At 41.9% G+C, this 23,497-nt stretch carries 26 protein-coding genes; 10 read left to right on the forward strand and 16 right to left on the reverse strand.

Annotation, left to right across the window (positions count from 1 at the left end):
• Positions 1–43 precede the first annotated feature (43 nt).
• Positions 44–439, reverse strand: a complete 396-nt coding sequence (locus tag PQ469_RS10045) for an SRPBCC family protein (protein WP_274212842.1) — start codon at positions 437–439, stop codon at positions 44–46.
• An 88-nt stretch (positions 440–527) separates the two neighbouring features.
• On the reverse strand, positions 528–1,187 hold the full coding sequence (pyrE, locus tag PQ469_RS10050; protein ID WP_090646850.1) for an orotate phosphoribosyltransferase: 660 nt from the start codon (positions 1,185–1,187) through the stop codon (positions 528–530).
• Between pyrE and PQ469_RS10055 the strand changes: the two genes are divergently transcribed.
• The gene (locus PQ469_RS10055) at positions 1,186–1,824 is read left to right on the forward strand and encodes an NUDIX domain-containing protein (protein WP_274212843.1); all 639 of its coding nucleotides are present in this window, start codon (positions 1,186–1,188) and stop codon (positions 1,822–1,824) included. The two genes, pyrE and PQ469_RS10055, sit on opposite strands and share 2 nt — an antisense overlap.
• Here the strand turns inward: PQ469_RS10055 and coaD are convergent.
• The 3 genes from coaD to nudK all read right to left on the reverse strand — a co-directional run bounded on the left by coaD (position 1,793) and on the right by nudK (position 3,265).
• Positions 1,793–2,254, reverse strand: coding sequence for a pantetheine-phosphate adenylyltransferase (gene coaD, locus PQ469_RS10060; protein WP_090646857.1), 462 nt, complete (start codon positions 2,252–2,254; stop codon positions 1,793–1,795). The genes PQ469_RS10055 and coaD overlap by 32 nt on opposite strands.
• 67 nt (positions 2,255–2,321) lie before the next feature.
• Positions 2,322–2,690 (reverse strand): DUF4406 domain-containing protein, encoded by a 369-nt coding sequence (locus PQ469_RS10065; protein ID WP_274212844.1) that lies wholly within the window; start codon positions 2,688–2,690, stop codon positions 2,322–2,324.
• Positions 2,687–3,265 carry a GDP-mannose pyrophosphatase NudK gene (gene nudK, locus PQ469_RS10070; protein WP_274212845.1) on the reverse strand — a complete coding sequence of 193 codons (579 nt, stop codon included), beginning with the start codon at positions 3,263–3,265 and terminating at the stop codon, positions 2,687–2,689. The genes PQ469_RS10065 and nudK overlap by 4 nt, the downstream gene beginning before the upstream one ends.
• Before the next feature lie 58 nt (positions 3,266–3,323).
• Between nudK and PQ469_RS10075 the strand changes: the two genes are divergently transcribed.
• Positions 3,324–4,073, forward strand: a complete 750-nt coding sequence (locus tag PQ469_RS10075) for a DeoR/GlpR family DNA-binding transcription regulator (RefSeq protein ID WP_274212846.1) — start codon at positions 3,324–3,326, stop codon at positions 4,071–4,073.
• Here the strand turns inward: PQ469_RS10075 and rsmD are convergent.
• The 3 genes from rsmD to PQ469_RS10090 form a co-directional block, all read right to left on the reverse strand.
• Positions 4,070–4,621, reverse strand: a complete 552-nt coding sequence (gene rsmD / locus PQ469_RS10080; protein ID WP_274212847.1) for a 16S rRNA (guanine(966)-N(2))-methyltransferase RsmD — start codon at positions 4,619–4,621, stop codon at positions 4,070–4,072. The two genes, PQ469_RS10075 and rsmD, sit on opposite strands and share 4 nt — an antisense overlap.
• The gene (locus PQ469_RS10085; RefSeq protein WP_274212848.1) at positions 4,597–5,409 is read right to left on the reverse strand and encodes a DUF3822 family protein; all 813 of its coding nucleotides are present in this window, start codon (positions 5,407–5,409) and stop codon (positions 4,597–4,599) included. Before PQ469_RS10085 ends, rsmD begins: the two co-directional genes overlap by 25 nt.
• Before the next feature lie 78 nt (positions 5,410–5,487).
• Positions 5,488–5,958, reverse strand: coding sequence for a hypothetical protein (locus PQ469_RS10090; RefSeq protein ID WP_274212849.1), 471 nt, complete (start codon positions 5,956–5,958; stop codon positions 5,488–5,490).
• A 36-nt stretch (positions 5,959–5,994) separates the two neighbouring features.
• Between PQ469_RS10090 and PQ469_RS10095 the strand changes: the two genes are divergently transcribed.
• Both PQ469_RS10095 and PQ469_RS10100 read left to right on the forward strand, forming a co-directional pair.
• Positions 5,995–7,458, forward strand: coding sequence for an ATP-dependent DNA helicase (locus PQ469_RS10095; RefSeq protein ID WP_274212850.1), 1,464 nt, complete (start codon positions 5,995–5,997; stop codon positions 7,456–7,458).
• A 245-nt stretch (positions 7,459–7,703) separates the two neighbouring features.
• Positions 7,704–8,537 (forward strand): nuclear transport factor 2 family protein, encoded by an 834-nt coding sequence (locus tag PQ469_RS10100; RefSeq protein ID WP_274212851.1) that lies wholly within the window; start codon positions 7,704–7,706, stop codon positions 8,535–8,537.
• A 459-nt stretch (positions 8,538–8,996) separates the two neighbouring features.
• On the opposite strand, the gene PQ469_RS10105 is transcribed toward PQ469_RS10100, so the two are convergent.
• The 6 genes from PQ469_RS10105 to PQ469_RS10130 form a co-directional block, all read right to left on the reverse strand.
• Positions 8,997–9,893, reverse strand: coding sequence for a flavin reductase family protein (locus PQ469_RS10105; protein WP_274212852.1), 897 nt, complete (start codon positions 9,891–9,893; stop codon positions 8,997–8,999).
• A 439-nt stretch (positions 9,894–10,332) separates the two neighbouring features.
• Positions 10,333–12,066 (reverse strand): GH35 family beta-galactosidase, encoded by a 1,734-nt coding sequence (locus PQ469_RS10110; RefSeq protein ID WP_274212853.1) that lies wholly within the window; start codon positions 12,064–12,066, stop codon positions 10,333–10,335.
• 718 nt (positions 12,067–12,784) lie between these two features.
• The gene (locus PQ469_RS10115; protein WP_274212854.1) at positions 12,785–13,219 is read right to left on the reverse strand and encodes a YybH family protein; all 435 of its coding nucleotides are present in this window, start codon (positions 13,217–13,219) and stop codon (positions 12,785–12,787) included.
• A gap of 632 nt (positions 13,220–13,851) precedes the next feature.
• Positions 13,852–14,178, reverse strand: coding sequence for a HesB/IscA family protein (locus PQ469_RS10120; RefSeq protein WP_090646922.1), 327 nt, complete (start codon positions 14,176–14,178; stop codon positions 13,852–13,854).
• Positions 14,179–14,332: 154 nt separating this feature from the next.
• Positions 14,333–14,746, reverse strand: a complete 414-nt coding sequence (gene iscU / locus PQ469_RS10125; protein WP_147059619.1) for a Fe-S cluster assembly scaffold IscU — start codon at positions 14,744–14,746, stop codon at positions 14,333–14,335.
• Positions 14,747–14,859: 113 nt separating this feature from the next.
• Positions 14,860–16,071 (reverse strand): IscS subfamily cysteine desulfurase, encoded by a 1,212-nt coding sequence (locus tag PQ469_RS10130; RefSeq protein ID WP_274212855.1) that lies wholly within the window; start codon positions 16,069–16,071, stop codon positions 14,860–14,862.
• 106 nt (positions 16,072–16,177) lie between these two features.
• Between PQ469_RS10130 and mce the strand changes: the two genes are divergently transcribed.
• The 6 genes from mce (at position 16,178) to prmA (ending at position 21,276) form a co-directional block, all read left to right on the forward strand.
• Positions 16,178–17,014: a methylmalonyl-CoA epimerase gene (mce, locus tag PQ469_RS10135; RefSeq protein ID WP_274212856.1), complete on the forward strand. Its 837-nt coding sequence runs from the start codon at positions 16,178–16,180 to the stop codon at positions 17,012–17,014.
• 220 nt (positions 17,015–17,234) lie between these two features.
• Positions 17,235–17,483, forward strand: coding sequence for a type B 50S ribosomal protein L31 (locus PQ469_RS10140; protein ID WP_090646940.1), 249 nt, complete (start codon positions 17,235–17,237; stop codon positions 17,481–17,483).
• 66 nt (positions 17,484–17,549) lie between these two features.
• Positions 17,550–18,734: a GlmU family protein gene (locus tag PQ469_RS10145; RefSeq protein WP_274212859.1), complete on the forward strand. Its 1,185-nt coding sequence runs from the start codon at positions 17,550–17,552 to the stop codon at positions 18,732–18,734.
• A 190-nt stretch (positions 18,735–18,924) separates the two neighbouring features.
• Complete coding sequence (tpiA, locus tag PQ469_RS10150) at positions 18,925–19,689, forward strand: triose-phosphate isomerase (RefSeq protein ID WP_274212860.1); 765 nt, start codon at positions 18,925–18,927, stop codon at positions 19,687–19,689.
• Between the two features lie 155 nt (positions 19,690–19,844).
• A complete protein-coding gene (locus tag PQ469_RS10155) occupies positions 19,845–20,318 on the forward strand; it encodes a hypothetical protein (RefSeq protein WP_274212861.1) in 474 nt (157 codons plus the stop codon).
• Positions 20,319–20,439: 121 nt separating this feature from the next.
• Positions 20,440–21,276, forward strand: coding sequence for a 50S ribosomal protein L11 methyltransferase (gene prmA, locus PQ469_RS10160; RefSeq protein WP_274212862.1), 837 nt, complete (start codon positions 20,440–20,442; stop codon positions 21,274–21,276).
• Between the two features lie 86 nt (positions 21,277–21,362).
• On the opposite strand, the gene PQ469_RS10165 is transcribed toward prmA, so the two are convergent.
• On the reverse strand, positions 21,363–22,391 hold the full coding sequence (locus PQ469_RS10165; protein WP_274212863.1) for a GntR family transcriptional regulator: 1,029 nt from the start codon (positions 22,389–22,391) through the stop codon (positions 21,363–21,365).
• Between the two features lie 82 nt (positions 22,392–22,473).
• Positions 22,474–23,487, reverse strand: a complete 1,014-nt coding sequence (locus PQ469_RS10170; RefSeq protein WP_274212864.1) for a cytochrome d ubiquinol oxidase subunit II — start codon at positions 23,485–23,487, stop codon at positions 22,474–22,476.
• Between the last annotated feature and the right edge of the window lie 10 nt (positions 23,488–23,497).

The following is a 23,497-nucleotide window of genomic DNA, read 5'->3' on the forward strand; positions in this document are numbered from 1 at the left end:
AAAACGCAAGGTATATTAATACCCGTTAAACGCCAGCGCAAATTTAGGCTAATATACCTTTTAAACTTTGCGTTTCATGGTCGGCTAATTTTTGCAGGGGCCCGGAAGCAAGCATCTTCAGCATCATGCTTAACTCTGCATTAATAGTAAAAACAATATCTGTTTGGTCGTTATTTGGGGATAACGACCATTTTAGTTCTAAAGCAAAGGGTGGTTTAGCTGCCGGTTTAATTACAATTTCCTGGTTTACCACGCGGCTATCTATCTTTAATGATAGTTTGGCCATATTGGGTATGCTGAAACTGGCTTCATCGGTGGTAGACACCCATTCCTGTATGCTATCCGGCATTAATTTTTGGTGATTATTAAAATCGGCCAGGTAGTTGTAAACCTCGTTTATAGGCTTGTTTATGCTGATGGCGCTGGTAAATGTACTCATAAGAGGTTTTAAGTTTTGAGTGGAGAGTTATAAGTTTTAGATGGAACAATGAAGCTCGCAACCTAATACTCATAACTCAAACTATTTTTTAGCTCGATGCAATTTGGCCCCAGGCAGATGGGTTTTCTCGCCATTGCGCTAATAAGGCCACATCTTTTTCGCTGATGTATTGATTTGCTTCGGCGTATTTTATCAATGCGTTGTAGTTTGATAGCGTTACAAAAGGGCAACCTGCATTTTTAAAGTTTTCTGTAGCTATATCAAAACCGTAGCTAAAAATGGCGGCAAGGCCCGCAACTTCAAATCCGGCTGATTTTAAAGCATCGACAGCTTGCAGGCTGCTTTTTCCGGTTGATATCAGGTCTTCAATTACAACAACCCTTTTCCCGGTGGTAGTTTGCACATCGCCTTCAATTAAACTGCCTGTACCATGTTCCTTAGCTTTGGCGCGCACGTATATAAATGGCAGGCCCATTTCCTGTGCTACCAGGGCGCCTTGTGGTATGCCCGCTGTAGCGACACCTGCAATACAGCCAACACTGCCAAATTTTTCCTGGATAATAACAGTTAATTGTTGCCTGATATAGGTGCGGATTGAAGGATGAGAGAGCGTTACCCTATTATCGCAGTAAATAGGCGATTTCCATCCTGATGCCCATGTAAAAGGATTATTAGGTTGTAATTTAATTGCTTTAATTTGCAGCAGGAACTCGGCAACCTGCTGTTCTATCTCATTATTATTAAACATGGCCCAAAAATACAGAATTTATATTAACGAAAAGGTTATCCTGCTAACTGAATCAGAACCTCATGGATCAGAAAAATACGAAAAGCTTGATGCAGAGTCCTTTGATCTTAAAATAATTTACACCTGGATACTGGCCAACCCCAAAAAGCTGTTCTACATTAAATGTAATAATGTTAAAGAATTTTTAAAATCTGTTAAAAAAAGCATTACGGTTATTGAGGCTGCAGGTGGCCTTGTAAAGAATACCGCAGGCCATTATTTATTTATTTACCGTAATGATAAATGGGATTTGCCCAAAGGGAAAATAGAGAAAGAAGAAAAAGTTAAGGAAGCCGCCGTGCGCGAGGTAGAAGAGGAATGTGGTATTAAAGTGAGCAGGCTTAATGAGAAAATTTGTAAAACCTACCACGTATATATAAACCGCGGAGAAATAGTGCTGAAAAAAACACACTGGTTTAAAATGGATTGCAAGGGTAAAGAGAAACTGAAGCCCCAAAAAGAAGAAGGTATTACCGATGTACGCTGGTTTGAAAAAGAACACATTGAGCCTATTATTGACAATACTTTTCCATCTATATTGGATGTATTGCACAAAGAAAAGCTGGCTACAAATAAGCTAATGCCTCTGAAGGGATAAACTGGGCCACATCGCCATGGTGACGCATAATTTCGCGTACGATGGTTGAACTGATAGACGAATAGCCCGGCTTGCTTACTATAAATATGCTTTCGATGTCAGGCATTAATGCATGGTTCATCTGGGCTATCGCTTTTTCGTACTCAAAGTCAGATACTGTACGGATGCCCCTGATCATATAGGCAGCACCGATGCTTTTGCAAAAATTTACGGTGAGTCCTTCGTAAGCCACAATGTGTATCCGGTCGTCGTGTTTAAAAACAGCCCGTAACATTTGCTCCCGGGTTTCTATACTCAATAATCCTTGTTTACTGCTATTTGCACCAACGCCTATATAAAGCTTATCAAACAGGCCAACAGAGCGTTTCACGATATCCACATGTGCTTTGGTAACCGGATCAAACGAACCTGGGAAAAGGGCGATCTTCATAGTAGAATGGTATTAATACTGTACCAAAAGTAGCAATGATTTTTAAAGTTTAAGCACGCGGTTGAATTTAAAGCGCAATAATATCTTCCAGGTTATAATAAACCTTAATGCCTTGCTCCAGGGCAATTTGAACATCGCCATCGGCTCCTTTTGATTCGCCGGGTATCCTTAAAATGGCATCACATTTAGCGAGTATACGGCGCGATACCGGGTAAGATATTTCCTGATAAGCTTCATCGCACGGATGTGTTGATCCTGCTTGTTTTAACAGGGGCAGTGCCAGCCATTCGCCTATTACCGGAATGTGCCCTGCCCTGAAAATAGGTAGCGCGACTTCTTCCATTTTTCTTAAATTATTGGCCATCAGTTCGGGATCGTCATTTGTGCCTGAGCGATAGGGGCCTGCAATTAAAATGATTAGGGGTTTACTTGTCATGATACCAGGTTGTTTAGTTGCGCGTACTGTAAAAGCATTATTGTTTTGGCGTCCTTTATTTCGCCAGTGCTGATCATGTTTAAAGCTTGGGTAAACGGCAATTCCAATACTTCTATGTTTTCATTTTCTTCATCCAGGCCGCCGCCATCACTTACTTTCATGTCGGGTGTATATTCAGCTACAAAAAAATATAATATTTCTGTTACCGATCCGGGCGACATGTAAGCCTCAAATACCTTTTTTACATTGGTTATTTTATAACCGGTTTCTTCTTCTGTTTCTTTCCTGATACAATCTTCCGGATTGTTTTCATCCAGCAGGCCAGCGCAGCATTCAATAAGCATTCCGTCGTGGTTGCCATTAATGTAGGTGGGCATCCTGAATTGGCGGGTAAGTATCACAGTTTTAAGATCAGTATTGTAGAGCAATATGGTTGCGCCGTTACCCCGGTCATAAGCTTCGCGCGTGAGCTGATGTACCGATCCGTCTTGTTTAATAGCCTCAAACGTTACATTATTGAGTGTATACCAATTCTTGGAGAGAATCTCTGTTCGTAATATTCTGATTTTATTCATCTTATTTGATTGTTTTTGATTTATTTTGATTATTTTTGAACAAATGAACGTTATTTAAATGAACTTTCAAAAAAGAAAACAAAAAATACTCGAGCAACTAAACAGCACCGGCGAAGTTGATATCAAAGAACTGGCAGCAACTCTCGCCATCTCGGAGATAACCGCCCGCCGCGATTTAAACCAACTTGCCAGCGACGGCTTACTTTACCGTACCCACGGCGGTGGGATGAAGGTTGATCCTTTGGCAAAACCACAGGATTTTGTAAATAAGGCGGCACAAAATTCAAGTGCTAAAGACAATATTTGCCGCAAAGCTGCCGAACATATACAGGACGGAGATATTATTTTTATGGATTGCGGCAGTACGGTTTTCAGGCTTTGCCAGTTTATAAAAAATAAAAAGATAAAAGTGATAACCAACTCCTTGCCAGTAATTTATGAATTACAGAACTGCCAGGTCTCGCTGAATATAATAGGCGGGGAGTTTGACAGTAAAAGGCAGGCTGTACACGGCAAGGTAGCAAACGAACATATTGGCCGATACAGGGCCGGCAAGGCCTTTTTAGGCGTTGACGGCATATCCCCAAACGGTTTATTTGCAAACAGCGAACTTGAAGCAGAAATAACATCAGCTTATATCAAACAAAGTGCCTTTACCTATATCTTATGCGATGCCGGTAAAATAAACAATGAGACTTATTTGAAATTTGCCGATATAAACCAGGTTGACGCTATAATTACCAATGCAGATGACGAAAAGCTTAAGCTTTTTGCGGAAACGGCTTTGACTATTCTGAGAGTTGATTAAGCCTGTTCGTCGGCTTTGTTCCTAAAAAACGAAAACGACGAATGTCCATACTTTCGCTGCTCCATAAATGACGGGTGCTGGCTGATGTTTTGCATCGATTGATGCTCCACAATCAGCAAAGCGCCAGGTAACAGTATGTTCCGTTCAAAAACTATTTTCGGTATCTCAGGGATCTTGTTCAGGTCGTACGGTGGATCGGCAAAAACAAGGTCGTACTGCTCGGTTTCCATTTGAAGATATTTAAAAACATCCTCCTTATACACCTTTACCTGGTCAAGCTTATGCTGGCGCGATGTGTCTTTAAGATAGTTAACACAATGGATGCTCCTGTCTACAGATATTACTTCCGTTGCGCCTCTCGACGCGAATTCCAATGAGATATTGCCGGTGCCGCTAAAAAGATCAAGCACCTTGATGCCTTCAAATTCTATCTGATTTAAAAGAATATTAAAAAGTGCTTCCTTGGCCAGGTCGGTAGTGGGGCGCACCGGAAGATTTTTGGGTGGATTAAGCCTTAATCCTCTTAAAGTGCCTCCGATGATACGCATAATGACAGGGCAGAAAGTGACAGTATTTTATGCCCCTCAATTTCAAGCGGGGTTTGCAGAATTTTGGTGGTATTCACCTCAACTTTTCCAAAAAAATCGGCCAGGCGGGTAATATTTTTGTCGCCTGCATCAACATCTCCACTAATGTAAACGTAAGTGTAGGCAGGTTGCAGGTTTAACTCATCAGTTACCAATGATACAAAATAAGCCAGTTCATCTTCGCCGGCAAATTCAAACGTGTTGTAAAACCGCAGTTTGCTGAAATTGAAGTTGGCAATTTCAACGGTACCGCCATTAATGTTTACGTACAAGTCTCTGTCGCCGGGCTGGTTGCGGGCCAAAGCATTTAACCAGCCTTTTGATGTGTAAACAGTGTTGCGTAAGCCAAATTCGTCGGCGGCATTTAATATAGTTTCGGGAGTTTTATAAATAATGACATTGCGGCTATCAAGCGGTTGTGATAGTACCTTTTCGTCGGCTTTCACATCCAGGAAACGGGCCAGGTAGGTAAGCTTGTCCGGGTTAAAAACAGTTTGTGGCAGCAGCGAAAAACCGGTTGCAGGCAAACCAATAACTACATTTTTAAAATTTGCCGATAACAGGTCCAGTAGTTCTTCGGGGTTACTTAATTCATCCAGCGGGTGATTGTCGGCAACCGCAATTAGCTTATTTTGATCGGTTACAGCGTAGGTAAACGTTGTTTTATCAATTTGTATCAGTAAAGTATAACCTTGCGCCTTATCAAGGCTAAAGTCATCATCATGGTAATTGTAGTTATATTCGCTCATGCCGGTTTAAACAAAAGTAATATTTTTTAGCAGATACCATATAGGAGGCAACATAAATGCTTGTAGAAAACACGACGCTTATAATATAAATCCCAAAAAAAGGATAAGGATGATAAAAATGATCACAGGTCTATAAATAGGCCTTGGGTAATAGTCGTCGTCAGGAAAGTACTTTTTGAAAAAATAACGGGTAAGCACCAAGCCTGCAATAACGTTGAGTCCTATTTGTATGGCAGTTATAGCTGATAACTGCAAAATCTGCTCGTTAGTAAACTGTTTTTTTGCTGCGATTGTTTTTTGCAATGCTACAACATCTATTTTAAACCCTAAAAGTTGAACAAGGTAACGTGACAGAAATGAGAAGCCTAAAATAAAAAGAACTACCTGGCTTATGATTTGCTTATATCCCGCAACCCATAAATTGATAATTAATAACACACCTGCGTACATTGTGCTGAAAATTGCAAAGCCAAAAATTGCCTTCCGCGAATAAATATCTACGTAGTCTTCTTCGCCCTGTTCTTCCTGCTTGTATTCCTCAAATTCCATGGCCAAATTTATAACTAATCTGCGTAGCTTTTTAATATGGCTAAGGGTTTTTCAATTACTTATCAGCATTTTTGCAGGGTGACAGTGATTGATCATATCCGCAAAGCATTTCCGCATACTCCCAACGGCCAGCAACTGGAACTGTTTGACCGCCTGGATACCTTTTTGCAAAGCCGCGAAGGTGATGAGTGTTTTATATTGCGGGGCTACGCCGGTACCGGTAAAACTACCATAGTGGGGGCGTTGGTAAAAGCGCTCAAGCAGTATAATTATCGCTCGGTGCTGCTGGCGCCTACAGGCCGGGCAGCTAAAGTGATCACCAATTACTCGGGGAAAAAGGCATTTACTATTCACAAACGCATTTACCGTAAAAAGGCTGCCTTAACGCTTGATGATGGCTTTGCCATTGCCGATAACCTGTCAAGCGATACTTTGTTTATTGTTGATGAGGCATCCATGATCAGCGACGAATCCATAGGTGGCCGGGTTTCATTGTTGTTTGATTTACTCAGATACGTTTACAACGATAAAAACTGCAAGCTGATGCTGGTTGGCGACACCGCCCAGCTGCCGCCGGTTGGTTCAGATACCAGCCCGGCCCTGAGCGAAAAAATTATGCAGGATAAATTTGGCCTCACTATTTTTAAATATGAACTTACCGATGTGCTTCGCCAGCAAAAGGACTCGGGAATATTATTTAATGCGACCGAAATTCGTGACCTGATCAGGAAAGATGAAGCGGTTGCCCCTAAAATTGTGACCAAGGGCTATAAAGACGTTTTCCGGATGACAGGCGAACGCTTGCCCGAGGGACTTGAATACGCCTACCGGAAATACGGTTACGACAGAACACTTATCATCTGCCGGTCGAACAAAAATGCTAACCTGTACAACGGCCAGATCCGCAACCGGATTTTGTACCGGGAAGAGGAGCTAACCGGTGGCGACCAGATCATGATTGTTAAAAACAACTACTTTTGGCTCAAGGATAACGAGGAAAATAGTACCGATTTTATTGCCAATGGCGATATTGCCCGCATCCGTAAAGTGCGCCGGACGGAAGAAATGTACGGTTTCCGTTTTGCCGATGTGCAGATAGAATTTATTGACTACGCCGAAGACCCGGTACTGGATTGTAAAATATTACTGGATACCCTGTATGCCGATTCGCCGGCTTTATCACAGGAAAACCAAAAAAAGTTTTACGAGGAGGTAATGAAAGACTACGCCCACCTTACCAACAAACGGGCTATGCACAACGAATTGAAGCTAAATCCATATTATAATGCCCTGCAAATCAAATTTGCCTATGCCATTACCTGCCATAAAGCCCAGGGTGGCCAGTGGGACGCCGTTTTTGTTGACCAGGGTTACGTAACCGACGAAATGATCAATATGGATTTTCTCCGCTGGTTTTACACGGCCGTTACCCGCGCAACAACCGAATTGTTTTTGGTTAATTTCGATAACCGGTTTTACAAAGTACCCGAAGTTTTTTAGTCATTAGTCATTCGCTACGCTGTCATTAGTCATTGGTTTTGCCCTTGATCCTTTGTCTGAAAATCTTTTGTCCAAAAGTGTTTCGTACTTTGTCCAAAACGCTATCTTTACTCCATAATTACTTCAACTACATATCAACAAAGGGTAGCCTGATGCCCGGCCTGTTCATACAGGTTCCCGGAAGCGCTGATTTCTCAGTGTAGGTTTTAAACACGTTTCAATTTTTATATTTCTAATCAATCGTAATGAAAATTACAAACTTACCGGCAATGGGCATATGCTGCATTATTTTATGCGCGTTTGTTCCGGCCAAAGCAAATACACCTATGGATACCCTAAACAATAAACAAAGAGTACTATTATTTTATAAGCTGATTGTTGGCCAGCACAAAGCCGAACTTATCCCCGAATTTGTGCTGGAAAACTACAGGCAGCATAACCCTACAGTTGCCCAGGGCAGGGTCGGTATTACCGGGATGATCAATTACCTTAAAACCTTGCCTCCGCCGCCTGAAGGGGCCAAATCACCCATTGTAAGGGCCATACAGGAAGGTGACATGGTAGTTACCCACCTTGATATTCAATTCATGGGCAAACGGATGGTTGTTATCGATCTGTTCGAACTCGAAAAAGGTATGCTGGCAGGGCATTGGGATGCCATACAGGAAATACCCGACCAAACCGGGCTAACCATCACCGCATCCAACGGAACCGCCGAAATTGATACTGCCGCATCTGCAGAAAATAGTAAGCAGGTTGTAAACGCATTTTATCAGGCTATCCTCCATAAAAAGATGCCCGCTGAATTGCTTAAGGCTGATTATACAGAACATGATCCCGCCGTTATAAGCACTGGTAAAGCATTGGATGAATACCTGGTGACCGACCACAACCGCGAAATAAAAATTCACCGCGTTATTGCCGAGGGCGATTTTGTTGTGGTTCAATCGCAATTTAAAAGAGGAGGGAAGGGGTTTGTATTTTACCAGATTTTCAGGGTTGAGGCCGGTAAAATAGCCGAGCACTGGAGCGTGGAGCAGGCTGTACCGGAAGGTGTGCAAGCAGCGGCTATGTTTTAAAACACACCTGGGGCGTATTTAAATCATTTCGGTATCCCAGACTTACGAAGTTTAAAAAACTTCGTAAGTCTTTCGCCGATTTGTCATTCCTTCAGAGTGTCATTTTAGCGAAAGGTGAGCTGCGTTTGAATGCGAACTATTGACTTGGTGATAAGGGGAATTCTTTTATGATAAGGTAGTTTTTAGTGTTAAAGTGTGTGTACCGGTACAGGGTGGTACGCCCTGAAACACCCTGGTACGGGGTGGTACACAACCGGAGGTTAATATTTTTAACCTAAACGGGACTTTTGAACCGGGGAAATGACCTTAGGCTTTACTGGTAACTACAGAGCCGATCCTTCATGATATTGAATCTATTGCCAATTACTATGAAGATCACGATACTATAGATTGGAAAAATATTCGTTGATTTTGGCTGCCCGGGCCAGCTTCGGTGAAATGACAAGCTCAATAAATCAGCTACATCAACAACACTTTCCATGCATCCATTACGCGGCCGTTATCTAACAAATGCCTGGCTTTTAAATGCAGGCGTATGGTGCGAGGGTGGCTGTCGGTGGTAGCATCAAGCAGTTCTTTCATTTCATCGGTTTTGCTAAAGGCTGCTACCTCATCGTCGGATGGCAGCGTTTTAACAAGCCCCAATAACCCCAAATTATTCCCGGTTAATACGCTGGAGTTTTTAACCTCTTTAGGAAAAGCATCTACGCCGATACCTATTCCGGCATTATCTATTGGTTTGGCAATTTTAAATAAATTATCGCTGGTTACCCTGCAATACCAATCACCGCCTAAACGCGCCACCAAATCTATTTTATGAGGGTCTATTTGGCCATTAGCATCCAAAATATTTTCATTGATATGAATTCGTTTCACCTCTGCAATAACCAAATTACCTGCTCCTCCTTTTTTTCCTAACGATATCACATCATTCACTACACATTCCAATTGAACGGCCGATTCCGCTACCCTGGGTGGCTTTACTGTCTCCGAAGCCAATTCAGTAAACCCCGCTTTCGAAAACTCATTTACTCCTTTCGGGTAATCCATACTGGTTAAATAGGTTTGTTGAACCATTTCATAGTTCACAATATTAATCACACATTCAGGTACTTCCAAAACGTTTTCAAGCGTATGCTTAGTGGTGTTATCCCGCGCCCTGCTTGCCGGCGAAAAAACGCATATCGGAGGGTTGATACTAAACACATTAAAAAAACTAAACGGACTTAAATTAACCTCGCCGTTTTTATTAATGGTGGATGCAAAACATATCGGCCGGGGTGCAATGGCATAGTGCAAATAACCCTGCATTTCCGCCGGTGTTAATGATGACGCATCAATAGTTTTTAACCTCATTCAAATTTTTATTACACGCGGGTTCGGGATAAGAAAAGTATACAAAAGGGAGCAAAGGGTATGGTTTTCTGCCTGCAAAATGAATTGACAACAATTCATTAACAAATACCAACATCCTGTGCTGAGAGATAAAATTACAGAAATTTTTGTAAGCATTGTTGGCTTTTGCGAAGATATAGCTTCTGAAAAAAACCACTGCTGGCGCACGCGCCAGCAGTGGGGGAGAAAACACCCGCTGTTTGAATGTCTCCGACTTCGAACCAATATGTAAAGTAGTCTGTAAACTGCTTTTGCTATGCATACGGGTAGTTGCAAACTACAGGCATAGTCGTTCGAAGTGAGAGGCATTCGAACAGCGGAACACTTCGGAGAGCGGGGAAGACTAACGACAGCAAGGGCATTACGCACATTTTACTGAATATAAAGACACTGAGAATATTTAATTGTATTTGCTTATCTTAAACCTGAGCAGACTGTATTTGTCGCCCTTTTGCCGTTGAAACTTAATATAGGCATTTTTATTATTCATAAATCCAAAGCCATAATCGCCGCCACCGGTTCCTTCATCGCCGTTTAGTCTCCTGGTTGTTATCCACTTCCCCTCTTTAAAATAGCCTTCATCCATAAACTCAACATCCAACAACGACTTTTTAATATCCGGAGTGATGGGTTGAAGCTTGAAACTCATATTCTTTCCTATCACAATAAATTCGTCTGGACCGTTCGCTATTATCAGGCCTCCGGCTACTTGTTCCTTTTTGATTTTGACACCAACAGCAATGTTTGCCATCTCTGCATTCGATGCTCCCCCGAACGAAACCTTGATATGATATCCGTTCAGATCAAATTGTTGTTCACGATCGGTTGAATCCAGGTAGATTCCCAGCATGTTACCTTTGCCACGGTTTTCAAGTATCTTATCCTTAGCGAGATTAAGCACCTCATATGTTTTGGTAATCTCATCTTCTTCGGGCTCAAGGTCATCTATCCCAAAAGGTGAAAAACAGATGGCATCCAATTGTCCGTAAGCCCAAAACGCCTCGGTGGCCGATTGGGCCCCAGGGCGGTATTCAGGAATAAATAGAGGGTTGCCCGGCCGTTTATATTGCTCCATAGTCAACCGCGCAGATTTTAGCGGAACATAAATATCCGGGGATATAAAGTCGATTGCAGGAGCTACAGCCCGCCAAAGATCCAGGGTATGAGGCGTGGGGCCTCCGCTCGGATATTTACCAGGATAGCTTGTCATCGCTTGTTTTATCCAGCAATTAACATACATGGGGATGGGGTACTCACTTTTCCCCGCTGCAGCAACGGCCCCGGTATATTTGGCATAATGATAAACCGAAAATAATTCTTCGGGCAAATAGGACAACACGGACAGATCTTTCTTTTCAAACTTGCTTTTACCGAAAACGGCTTCCCATGTGCCGTTTGTTTTATAACCATTAGCCCTCCATGCACTATCTAACTCAGGCTGTAATTTTTCTTTGTTGCCTGACATATATGTCATCAGGTCAGTGGGCACCCCACGCTCATATTCTTCATTGGCCACTTTGCAGTAATCACGGGGTGAACCAAACAATCCCATCTCATTTTCGATCTGCATGGCAATTACTGTCTGATATTTGCCATCAACTTCCTTAATATGGTGCATAAGCGTTTTGAACGCCCTGGCATCGGCATTTTGTGATGCAGGATACAGGGCGGAAAGCATTTCATAGGAATTTCCGTCTTTGTCCTTAGCCCTTGGATATTTTTCTGTATTGCCCTTTATCCAGGCTGGTGTGTACATAGAATATCCGTTTTTCCAACTGCCAAACCATAAGACCACTAAATGCAGGCCCTTGCTTCGTGCACCATGGATCATACTATCCACCAAGGTGAAATCAAATTTCTCCTGCTCAGGTTCCAACAACTCCCAATAAACCGGGGCGATCACCGTATTTAAATTTTTTTTCTTCATTTTGTCCCAGAGCGTGGCCATGTAGGAAACGCCGGATGTACTGGAATTGTGAAGTTCGCCTCCCAATACCAGGAATGGTTTACCGTTAACAATCAATTGTTTGGTAGTTCCCTTTGTTTCCAGATGTGGTATCGCGGGATTTTGAGCAAAAGCAGAAGCTATCCAAATCGCAAACGCGACGGAGGCTAAGGTTATTTTTAAGTTCATTACAGATTGTATTTTAGGTTTAATTGATTTTGATATTAACGAGGTCCTTCTCTAATCCCATCGCCGTTGTTCTTAAGACAGCGATGCTCGTACTAACTTTCGCCTGACGATTGTCTTATAAAACAAAATCACTAACATTAACGGAATAAAACTATAGCATAAGTTTTATATATCCAAATCTCATTGCGTATTTTTTACACAATGGGGTTTAATAACTTTGAATACAAAACAATTCAGCGTATTGCAGTAAAATTATGATACAAGGAGAAGCAGCCGATTTCAATAATAACTCTGAGGATTTTCTCCGTAACAGGCAGTTATATCAAAAAAAAACAATCTATTGAGGAAGCCGCCGATGGGATCACCTTTCAAAAACCGGGTTGAAAAATTGCGTCCTGATTCAACTCCCCGCTGGCGCACGCGTGTCGCGTGTGCCCCCCTGATAGATAAACGCCTTGCTAAGTAATAAATATGCAACTCCCGGATGTTTAATTTCATCCGGGTGTTTTTGAATACCCGCAGCTCGCGTAAAGGATAGAAACGGGTACCGGCCTGTGGCTAATGCCTTGTGCAGTATGAGTGGATAGCCTGGCGCCGCTTCTACCGGCGGCGTACGCTATGATAGATTTGAGATTTGAGATTGAAGATCACTGTTGCATTAAATGCATCCGGCTTTTTGCGTATTTTCAGTGCCCTCGCAGATACAGCTTCTTTTGTTTTAAAGTTTTCTTAATGATACAAACAACTCCGCCTGTAATTTCCAGCTGCCATCAATTTTGCGCCACATGGCCGAGTAATTGCCACCTTTGCTGTAGGAGTTTATGGCTATCCAGGTGCCGGTTTCCCAGGCCATGATGCCGTTATCGCCTACGGTAATGGTTACGGGAGTACGTACGTATGCTACGGTTTTGTTGATTTTAAATAACTGTTTCCAGTCTGCTGCTATGCTATCCTTGCCGGTGGTGGTAATTCCCCTGCCTATGGTTTGCGTAAAATCGGGTAGCCAGTATTTGGATATGCCGTCGACATCGTGTTTGGCAATAGCCATATTAGAAGCGGCCCTCGAAGCTTTAATAATTTCTATATCTGCTTTATAATCTGTTTGTTTAAAGGCAAACAGCAATAGGAATGATAATTTAATGAGGAGCGACATAATGGGATAGGCTAATAGATTTTACTGCACAAGTTAGTTATAATCCCCGTTATAGCGCTTAGTTTTTATACTTTAATGAAGCAGTTGGCTTTTAGACAAACATTGGCTTTGAACGCTGGCTACAACTCACCCCGGCTACACTACGCTGGCCGACCCTCTCCGGCTTCGCCGCAAAGAGGGTGAAGCTCATTTTTTATTTTTTTTCCGCCCATCTATGCGACGCAGTCGGAGAGAGGAGCAGACGGGCGTAGCCTCGTCGGGGTGAGTCGACTCGCCGACATGCGATATACGTCAATTCCCCTCCTGAACTTCGCAAAATTTGCAATTACCCATGGCAAGTTCGGTTTTCCTGTCATCCTGAGGTACGAAGGATCTATCAGCTGTGCATGACCGATAGAAAAGTTCGCGAATAGATGCTTCGTACCTCAGCATGACAGTCTTTTATTTTTGTATGTCATTTCTCCTTCAGAATTTCGCGAAATTTTACCACTCAGGATGACAGTCGTTTATTTTTGATTGTTTAGCATCAGTAATGCCAGTTTGTTCATCTATTTTTTAACCGTTTCTAAAAAAGCCTCAAAACAAAAAAAGGCCCCAATCAGGAGCCTCTTTTATATATAAAGTATAAATTTTTATACAGAAAAACTTTCGCCGCAGCCGCAGGTACGGCTGGCGTTAGGGTTATGAAAATTGAAGCCCTTGCCGTTAAGGCCGTCGCTAAAATCAAGTTCGGTACCGGCGAGGTACAGGAACGATTTCATATCCAAAGCCATACGGATTCCCTGGTCTTCAAAAAACTGGTCGCCTTTTTTTTCTTCGTTATCAAAATCCAAATTGTATGATAAACCCGAGCAACCGCCACCCTGTACAGAAACACGCAGAAAATACGAAGCATCAAGCCCGCCATCCTGCATCAGGTGTTCTATTTTACTTTTTGCTTTATCAGTTACAGTTACCATTTTTATTCAGTATCAAGTAGTAAGTATCAAGTAGTAAGATTTGATTGTCTAATAAACAAGTTACTACTTTCAGTATCATTAAATCAGTTGTCAAGTATCAAGTAGTAAGCATCAAAAAAATCTTGATACTTACTACTTGATACTTACTACTAAATTAATGGTGTACTTTTTCGCTTTCAATCGGCGCTAAGCCGTTTTTAACGCGGAAATCGTTGATTGCTGCTTTGATGGCATCCTCTGCCAGTACTGAGCAGTGAATTTTTACCGGTGGTAAAGCCAGTTCTTCAACAATATCCATGTTGTCAATTTTCATTGCATCGTCGATGCTTTTGCCTTTTAACCACTCGGTAGCTAAAGACGAAGAAGCAATTGCCGAACCGCAACCAAAGGTTTTAAATTTTGCATCGGTGATAACATTGTTATCATCCACCTCAATTTGCAGGCGCATTACGTCGCCGCATTCAGGTGCACCAACTAAGCCGGTACCTACTTTGTGGCTGCTTTTATCCAAAGTGCCCACATTGCGGGGGTTAGTGTAGTGATCGATTACTTTATCTGAATATGCCATTTTTTTAATTATTGAATTAGTGAGTTATTGAATTAGTGATTAAATTCTACTCGTATATTATTTTATCAGTTAAGGCATCTGCACATTTGAAATCTGCACATTTGCATATCTATTTAGTGTTCTGCCCACTCAATGGAGTCAAGGTCGATGCCTTCTTTAAACATTTCCCAAAGTGGTGAAAGTTCGCGCAGGTGGGTAACCGAGTTTTTGGTTACTTCAACAGCGTAGTCAACTTCTTCTTCGGTAGTAAAGCGGCCCAGTCCAAAACGGATTGATGAGTGTGCCAGGTCGTCTGATAAGCCTAAGCTTTTCAGTACGTACGATGGCTCTAACGAAGCTGATGTACAGGCCGAGCCTGATGACACAGCTAAATCCTTCATCGCCATCATTAAGCCTTCACCTTCCACGTATTTGAATGATATATTGGCAACGTGTGGTAAGCGGTGCTCAACGTTTCCGTTTACATAGCTTTCTTCCAGTACGGTTAAAGCTGCTTCCAGTTTATCGCGTAAAGCTGATAAACGTTTGGCTTCGCTTTCCATTTCCAGGCCGCAAAGCTCGCAGGCTTTACCCAGGCCAACAATGCCCGGTACGTTTAAGGTACCTGAACGCATGCCGCGCTCATGGCCGCCGCCGTCCATTTGGGCTGTAACTTTAACACGTGGTCCTTTACGCCTAACGTATAATGCGCCAACACCTTTAGGACCGTATATTTTGTGTGCCGATAGTGCCAAAAGGTCGATACCATCAGCATTAACATCAACAGGTATTTTACCAACTGCCTGTACAGCATCTGTCATAAACAGGGCGCCGTATTTGTGGGCAATGGCAGATATTTCTTTTATAGGTTGGATAACGCCAATCTCGTTGTTGCCATACATTACCGATACCAGGATAGTTTCGCTGGTCATGGCGGCTTCTAATACGGCAAGGTCAAGTAAACCATCTTCTTTAACCGGCAGGTAAGTAACTTTACCACCCAGTTTTTCAACGTGTTTACAAGCGTCAAGTACGGCTTTGTGTTCGGTAACGGTTGTTATAATGTGGTTACCTTTGTCTTTATACATTTCAAACACACCCTTAATAGCAAGGTTATCTGATTCGGTAGCGCCCGAAGTAAAAATAATTTCTTTTTCGTTTGCGCCTATCAGTTTGGCCACTTGCTCGCGTGCATAATCAACACCTTCTTCGGCTACCCAGCCAAATGGATGGTTACGGCTGGCTGCGTTACCAAATTTTGTGGTAAAATAAGGTAACATTGCCTCTAAAACCCGTGGGTCCATCGGTGTTGTTGCGTTATTATCTAAATAAATGGGGATATTCATGTGCTATGTAATATTAACAGTACAAAGATAAGTAAGTTTTTATTTAAAATCATTCAAAATAAAGTGTAAATTATCAAAGCTGACCATTAATTTACAATATTTGGACATGAACAAAGTGGAACATATTGGCATTGCCGTAACCGATATTAGTGTAGCAGGCAACATATATGAAAAGCTTTTAAATACCCCGGTTTATAAAACCGAGACCGTAACAAGCGAAGGAGTGCTAACCGCTTTTTTACAAACCGGGCCCAATAAGGTTGAACTGCTGCAGGCCCTGAACGACGATAGCCCCATAGCCAAATTTATAGCCAAAAAGGGGGAGGGGATACACCATATAGCATTTGAGGTAGATGATATAGTTGCCGAAATGCACCGTTTAAAAAAGGAAGGATTTGTGCTGCTGAATGATGAGCCTAAGCAGGGGGCAGATAATAAATTAGTGTGTTTTGTGCATCCAAAGAGTGCTAATGGGGTGTTGATTGAGCTGTGCCAGGCTTATGATTATCCTGAAAAAGCCAAACGTCCTGAATTATCTTTGGAAGACGAAATTTGTCTGTTTCAATTCCGAAATAAACTAATTATTCCGGGCGATCTGCTTGCTTATTTAAAACTGACAGACGAAGAGATCGATTCTTATAATCGAGACATGTTTGTGTTTTACAAATTTTCCGAATTTAAAAGTGTAAAGGATGAAGTTGGCAATTATGGCGGAACTCCAGACTACCGGCAAATAGTTAATATCTTACCGGAACATGAAAATTGCTTTGTGTTTGCAGAATATTCAATACACCTCATGGTATTTGCTATAAGGTTGTACGGTTATGGTAGTGACAAAAATGAGGTGTACGCGATCTGTGGTAGTAGCTATGAAATAGTGGCAAATTCTTTTGAAGAATTTATAGCTCGTTACAAAGATGATATAAGCAATGTCCTTATTTAACGTTCCTAAACGCTCGTTGTTCCATCCCCCCAGGTTTTATTTTTGGCTTTTATTGTATTATTAATCATGTACTTAACCGTGATAGTCAAGTATGCAAATGCACTGCCATGATCTATGAACCATGAACCATGAACCTTTTTTACTTTTGCCTTTTGAATTTTGAATTATTTCATTACATTTGCGCCTCTTTTAAAGACTACAGAAGATAAGTTTATATATAATGAAAAAAGATCTGCATCCAAAAAACTATAGATTAGTTGTGTTTAAAGACATGTCGAACGAATATGCCTTTATGACTAAATCTTGCATCGATACACGTGAATCCATTAAATGGGAAGACGGTAACGAGTATCCATTGATCAAATTAGAAATTTCGCACACATCGCATCCTTTCTATACCGGTAAAATGAAACTGGTTGATACTGCTGGTCGTATCGATAAATTCCGTACACGTTACAACAAGAAATAATTGCTTGTTTAATTAAATATTTACAAGTCTCCCGACGTATCGGGGGACTTTTTTTATTTTTGCGCCATGGCTCTTATTCTTTTCGACGATAACGCACACCAAACTTTACTGCCGCTTACCTATACCCGGCCCGTTGCCGATTTGCGCATTGGTATTATGACCATTGCCGAAAAATGGGCTAAGCATTTAAATACAACTACGTCATTCCATACGCTTGATTATTTGCAGGCCAAATTCCCCGCGAAAATTGAGGCTGACAACCTGTTTATCAATGGCGCTGTTTGCCCCGACGAGGGTTTACTGGAAGCGATAGGCAATTTACAAACGGGCGAGGCATTAAAATATAATGACCAGTTACTGGCTGTACGTTTAGACCAGGCCGGCGCAGGAGGTTTTGACGCGGAAGCATCGTTTGATAAAAATATAGCTTACACAAACCTTTTTGTATCGATAAAATATCCCGAAGATATTTTCAGAAAAAATGATATCGAACTGCGGAAAGATTATCAGTTGCTCACCAAAGGCCGTACCAGCGCCGCGATAAGTGCTACCAACGTAATTATTGGAAACGACTTTTTTGCCGAAGAAGGCGCTGTTGCCGAATGCTCTACATTTAACACTACTAACGGCCCCATTTATCTATCGGCTAATACCGAGATTTGGGAAGGCACCCACATTAGGGGAGCTTTTGCCATTTGCGAGCATTCGCAGGTTAAAATGGGCGCCAAAATTTATGGTGCCACCACAGTTGGCCCTTACTCAAGGGTTGGCGGCGAATTAAACAATGCCGTAATCTGGGGCTATTCATCTAAAGGGCACGAAGGCTATTTAGGTAACTCGGTACTTGGCGAGTGGTGCAACATCGGCGCCGACAGCAACAACTCGAACCTGAAAAATAATTACGACGAGGTAAAGCTTTGGGATTATAATACCATGCGCTTTCGTAAAACCGGCCTGCAGTTTTGTGGCCTGATCATGGGCGATCATTCAAAATGCGCCATCAATACCATGTTTAATACGGGTACTGTAGTAGGTGTTAGCGCAAATGTGTTTGGCGCAGGTTTCCCGCGTAATTTTGTGGCCGATTTTTCATGGGGAGGCGCACAGGGCTTCGAGGTTTATTCGCTCAAGAAAATGTTTACCACCGCCCAAAAAGTATTTGACCGCCGCGACCATCGCAATTTTGACGAAGTAGAACAGGATATATTAACTAAGGTATTTGAATTAACAGAGGAATTTCGTCGTTTTTAGTGAGTGGTTGATTGGGTTGGATTTAGTTAGATTGGGTTGGATTAGGTTGATTAAGTTTTAATATCTTTTTTAATCTTCCGACCAAGTCGACTTAATGCAAGCCAATCAACTCAGTCCAACTCAATCAACTTAACCCAACTAAATCAACCCAATCTAACTAAATCAACCCAATCAACTAAAACATAACACAATGAGAAAAAAAATTGTTGCCGGAAACTGGAAAATGAACCTTGACTATAACGAAGGTTTAGGCGTATTTACCGAAATTATTAACATGGTTAAAGACGAGGTTACCGGTGCCCAGGAAGCGGTTATTTGCAGCCCTTTTATTCATATCAATAGCCTGGTACAATTAGCAAAAGGTTACCATAAAGTATCTGTTGGTGCTCAAAACGCCCACCAGGCCGAAAGCGGCGCTTATACCGGCGAAATTTCTGCCCGGATGATTAAATCTATCGGCGCGGCTTACGTTATCCTTGGTCACTCAGAGCGCCGCCAGTATTTTGGCGAAACCAACGAGCTTTTGGCTAAAAAAACGGATACCGTTTTAAAACACGATTTGCGCCCTATATTCTGCATTGGCGAAACTTTGCAGGAGCGCGAGGCTAATGAGCATTTTGATGTGATCAAATCGCAATTGGTTGAAGGTGTTTTTCATTTAGATGCCGAGCAGTTTGGTAAACTTGTTTTAGCTTATGAGCCGGTTTGGGCTATAGGTACAGGCGTAACTGCATCATCTGCGCAAGCGCAGGAAATTCATGAGTTTATCCGTAAAGAAATTGCTGCCAAATACAGCCAGGAAGTTGCCGATAGTACCACCATTTTATACGGCGGTAGCTGCAACCCTAAAAACGCTGCCGAGCTATTTGCCTGCCCCGATATTGATGGCGGCCTGATAGGTGGCGCATCCCTAAAATCTCGGGATTTTGTGGATATTATTAAAGCGTTTAATTAAGATTAGATTTGAGATATCAGATTTGAGATGTGAGATCAGCTTCGCTTGTTTCTTATCTCAAATCTGATTCCAAACAGAAGCGAAAAAAATGTGTTAGATAGAAAGATGCGGGATATGTGTCTCAAATCTCATATCTCACATCTCAAATCTAAAACATGAGAACTTTTCTCCCGCCACTTATTGCATTTATGGCATTTTCGGTGTTTGTAATCACAAGCGCTTACGCCAATGCCATGCAGGTAGGGGATATGGGCGAGGGTAATGTACATGCATTTATGGCCTGCTTTTATTACTGCTGGCCTTTATACTTCATATGCGCCATACTTACCCAATGGATTGTTATCGTGCCGGTTTGGGAAGCTTTTGTGTTGCGGTCGGCCGTTGGGGCATTAGTCACTTTTATAATTGTGGCTGTTGTTTGTGCGCTTGCCGCCGGCGGGGTTGCCTATTTTATATGGGACGATCAATCGGGCTATGATAACCTGATTGGGCTAACAACCATCATGTTAATGATACAGCTGGCTTACTGGGCTATTAATTTTTTTATATTGTTTTTAGTAACAGGGAAGGCTGTTAAGCTGAAGACCAAGCGCGAAGCAAAACACGAAACGGTTGCTACCGAAGAGTAGAAGCAGAGAAAAATTATGTCATTGCGAGCGCAGCGTGGCAATCGCTAACCGTGCATATTCGCCTCGCAAAGTTCGCGATTGCTTCGTGCCTCGCAATGACATGTGATGAAAATATTATCTTATGAACTACTACGAATTACTTTTTACCACCATAACTACCGAAGATTACCAGCAGGATTTGCTGATTAATGCTTTGGGCGAGATTGGTTTTGATACTTTTGAAGAACTGGAACTTGGTTTTAAAGCTTATATCCCGGTAGATGCTTTTGATGAAGCAGCGCTGATTGAGCAATTAGCACCCTATCGAGAGCTGTTTACTTTTAGTTATGAAGTAACACTTATTCCGCAACAAAACTGGAACGAGGTATGGGAAAGTAATTTTGAGCCGATTGAGATTGGCGACAAAATTTATGTAAGGGCGACCTTTCATCCAGCCAAGCCAGAGTTTCCGTACGAGATTGTTATCGATCCGAAAATGGCTTTTGGTACCGGCCACCATCAAACCACATCAATGATGCTGGCACTAATGCTGGAAAACGAATACGAAGGCAAAAATGTGCTTGATATGGGTTGCGGCACAGGTATCCTGGCTATTATGGCATCTAAATTAGGTGCCGTGCAGGTTACCGCTATTGATTATGATCCGGTTTGTTATGATAGTACTATCGAAAACGCTGCATTAAACCATATTGAGAATATTATCCCGCTATGCGGCTCTAAGGAGGTTATACCTAATGAACAATATGATACCATATTGGCCAACATAAACCGCAATATCCTGCTCGATCAGATGGAGCGCTACGCCGAAGTGTTAAAGCCCGACGGAGAGATCTATTTCAGTGGTTTTTACGAATCGCCCGACCTGGATATCATTACCGATGAAGCGGCCAAATACGGCCTTAAATATATCACCCACAAAAAAGACAAAGAATGGGTAGCAGCTAAGTTTGTAAAATAAGCCCCTTTAAAACGAGACTTCAAAACAAAATATAATGCTTCTCTCTCAAAATTTTCTCCTTCAGGGAAGGTTTTGAGGGGGGCTTCTTACAACGAGCTCCGTAGCGTCACATTAAACGGTACTGCGAAATGCTCATGGCAATTGTTCAACGCAAATTCGGCGGTTTTGCTTCCCATGAGTTTAAAATCGGTTGATATGGTGGTGATGCCATCCAGGATAATCTCCTTAAGCGCCGTCTCGTTATAAGATATAACACCTACATCCTTAGCTACCTTTAAATCAGATGCGATGATTTTTTTGATCAGTTCTACCAGGTCGTCCTCGGTGAGGCTTATGTAAACGGTATCTTTTTGAATGGTTTCTGCTGCCAACGAATCAACCACTTCATAATCAAAAGCATATTGGCGGCAAAAGTTCAAAAAACCTTTCAGTATCTCTTTAGAATGATAGGTTTTCCCGGGAAATATCAGCTTGATATTGTGATATTTAGTTAATTTATCTATCAGCTTCTTAAGCGCTTCATATACATCCGAAGCAAAATTTTCATAAATGGCTGCGAATTTTCCGTTTACTCCTGGTACCAGGTTGTCCAATAAGATTAGTTTATCCTTTGGGATGGTGTTGATAATTTCGTGAGCTTTGGTCTCATTATCCAGAAAGTGCGGGATGATGATGTATTTGGCATAGCCGCTGTTGAAACTTTCGGCAATGATCTTTTTAAAAAAGTAAAAATCATTGTTATAAATATAAAAATCGATGGTGGCCAGTTCGCCTATGGTGGCTACAAAGGCGTCGTAAATAATTTTCTTGTGCGCGCTTAGCTTGTTAAACAGCAAAAATATTTTCAGTGGTTTCTGGAAATCTGTGTTTGATATAAAAAAACCTTTCCCAGGTACCGAGCTTACTATCCCTTTGTCTTTCAGTTCTTTATAAACTCTTTCTATCGTATTGCGCGAGGTGTCTAAAGCAAAACTTAAATCATTGATAGATGGTAGCATATCATCCTTAACGATGTCGCCACTTTCGATAGCCCTGATAATGGCGTTTGAAAGCTGCAGGTATTTCGGAGTGATGGAATACTCGTCGATAGATAATATTTTAAGATAGTTCTTCATAAACACGAATTGTAGTGCATTAAATCGAATTTCACGAATTAAGTTTGTTTAATTCAATAATTCAATAATTCAATAATTTCCTCTATTGCTTGTCTTTCCGCTGAAAGCTATAATACAAATACCCCAGCGCGGGTAATATAAACATACTGCCAACTAATAAACCAATCCCCAAATCATTTATGGTATTTACGGTTGCATGGTCTGTGAGCAATGACATCGAGCTGCCCCCTTTAAATATCACAAACCTTGGGAAACGGGTTGATCCTACCGATATCAGGATCATACTTACCTGGAAAGCGGCTAATAGCCTGATCCATTGCCTGTTCTTTTGTTCGGAGATAATAAACCAAAGCAGTACGAGTGATAAAGTGGCAGCTATTACGGCAACCAAACTAATAACATTGCCGAAGATCCATTTGGACAAGCCAACGTGCTCAATTTCTGAAGCGATAAAAACCAGCCCCCCGCAAATAACGGCTACCACGTTAAATATCTTTGCTTTTTTGATATAGCGTTTAATATCGTCGACATTCTCCGTTTCGCCTACAATGTAAATGGCTGCCAGGAAACCGCAAAGTGCTACGGTAAAGAGGCCTACAGCCACCGAGAACCAGTTAAACCAACTGAAAATATAGGCATGAACAAAATCTTTGGCTGCCGGATCAATCTGGCCGGATAACGCGCTGCCGGCTATAATACCCAGGAACATTGGTGTAACAAAACTCGAGTAGATAAAAAGGTGGTTATAAAGTGTTTGCGTTCTTTCACCTTTAATAGCATCATAATTGCGGAAGGTAAAAGCAGTACCACGCGCAATGATGCCTAATAACAAAATAAGCAGCGGGATATGCAGGTAAGTACACATCTCGCTATAGATATCGGGGAAACCTACAAATAATATTACCACCGTAATGATAAGCCACATGTGGTTGGCTTCCCAAATAGGGCCAATGGCCTGGTACATGGTTTTGCGGGTCCGGTGCCTGTTGCCGTCGGATGTAAAAAGCTCGATGATACCGGCGCCAAAATCGGCCCCGCCCAATAGAAAGTATAGGGTAATGGATGCAAATAAAAATAATATAACGATGTATAACATAGTGTCAGCA

Origin of the sequence: Mucilaginibacter sp. KACC 22773 (assembly GCF_028736215.1) — a bacterium.
Classification (GTDB): domain Bacteria; phylum Bacteroidota; class Bacteroidia; order Sphingobacteriales; family Sphingobacteriaceae; genus Mucilaginibacter.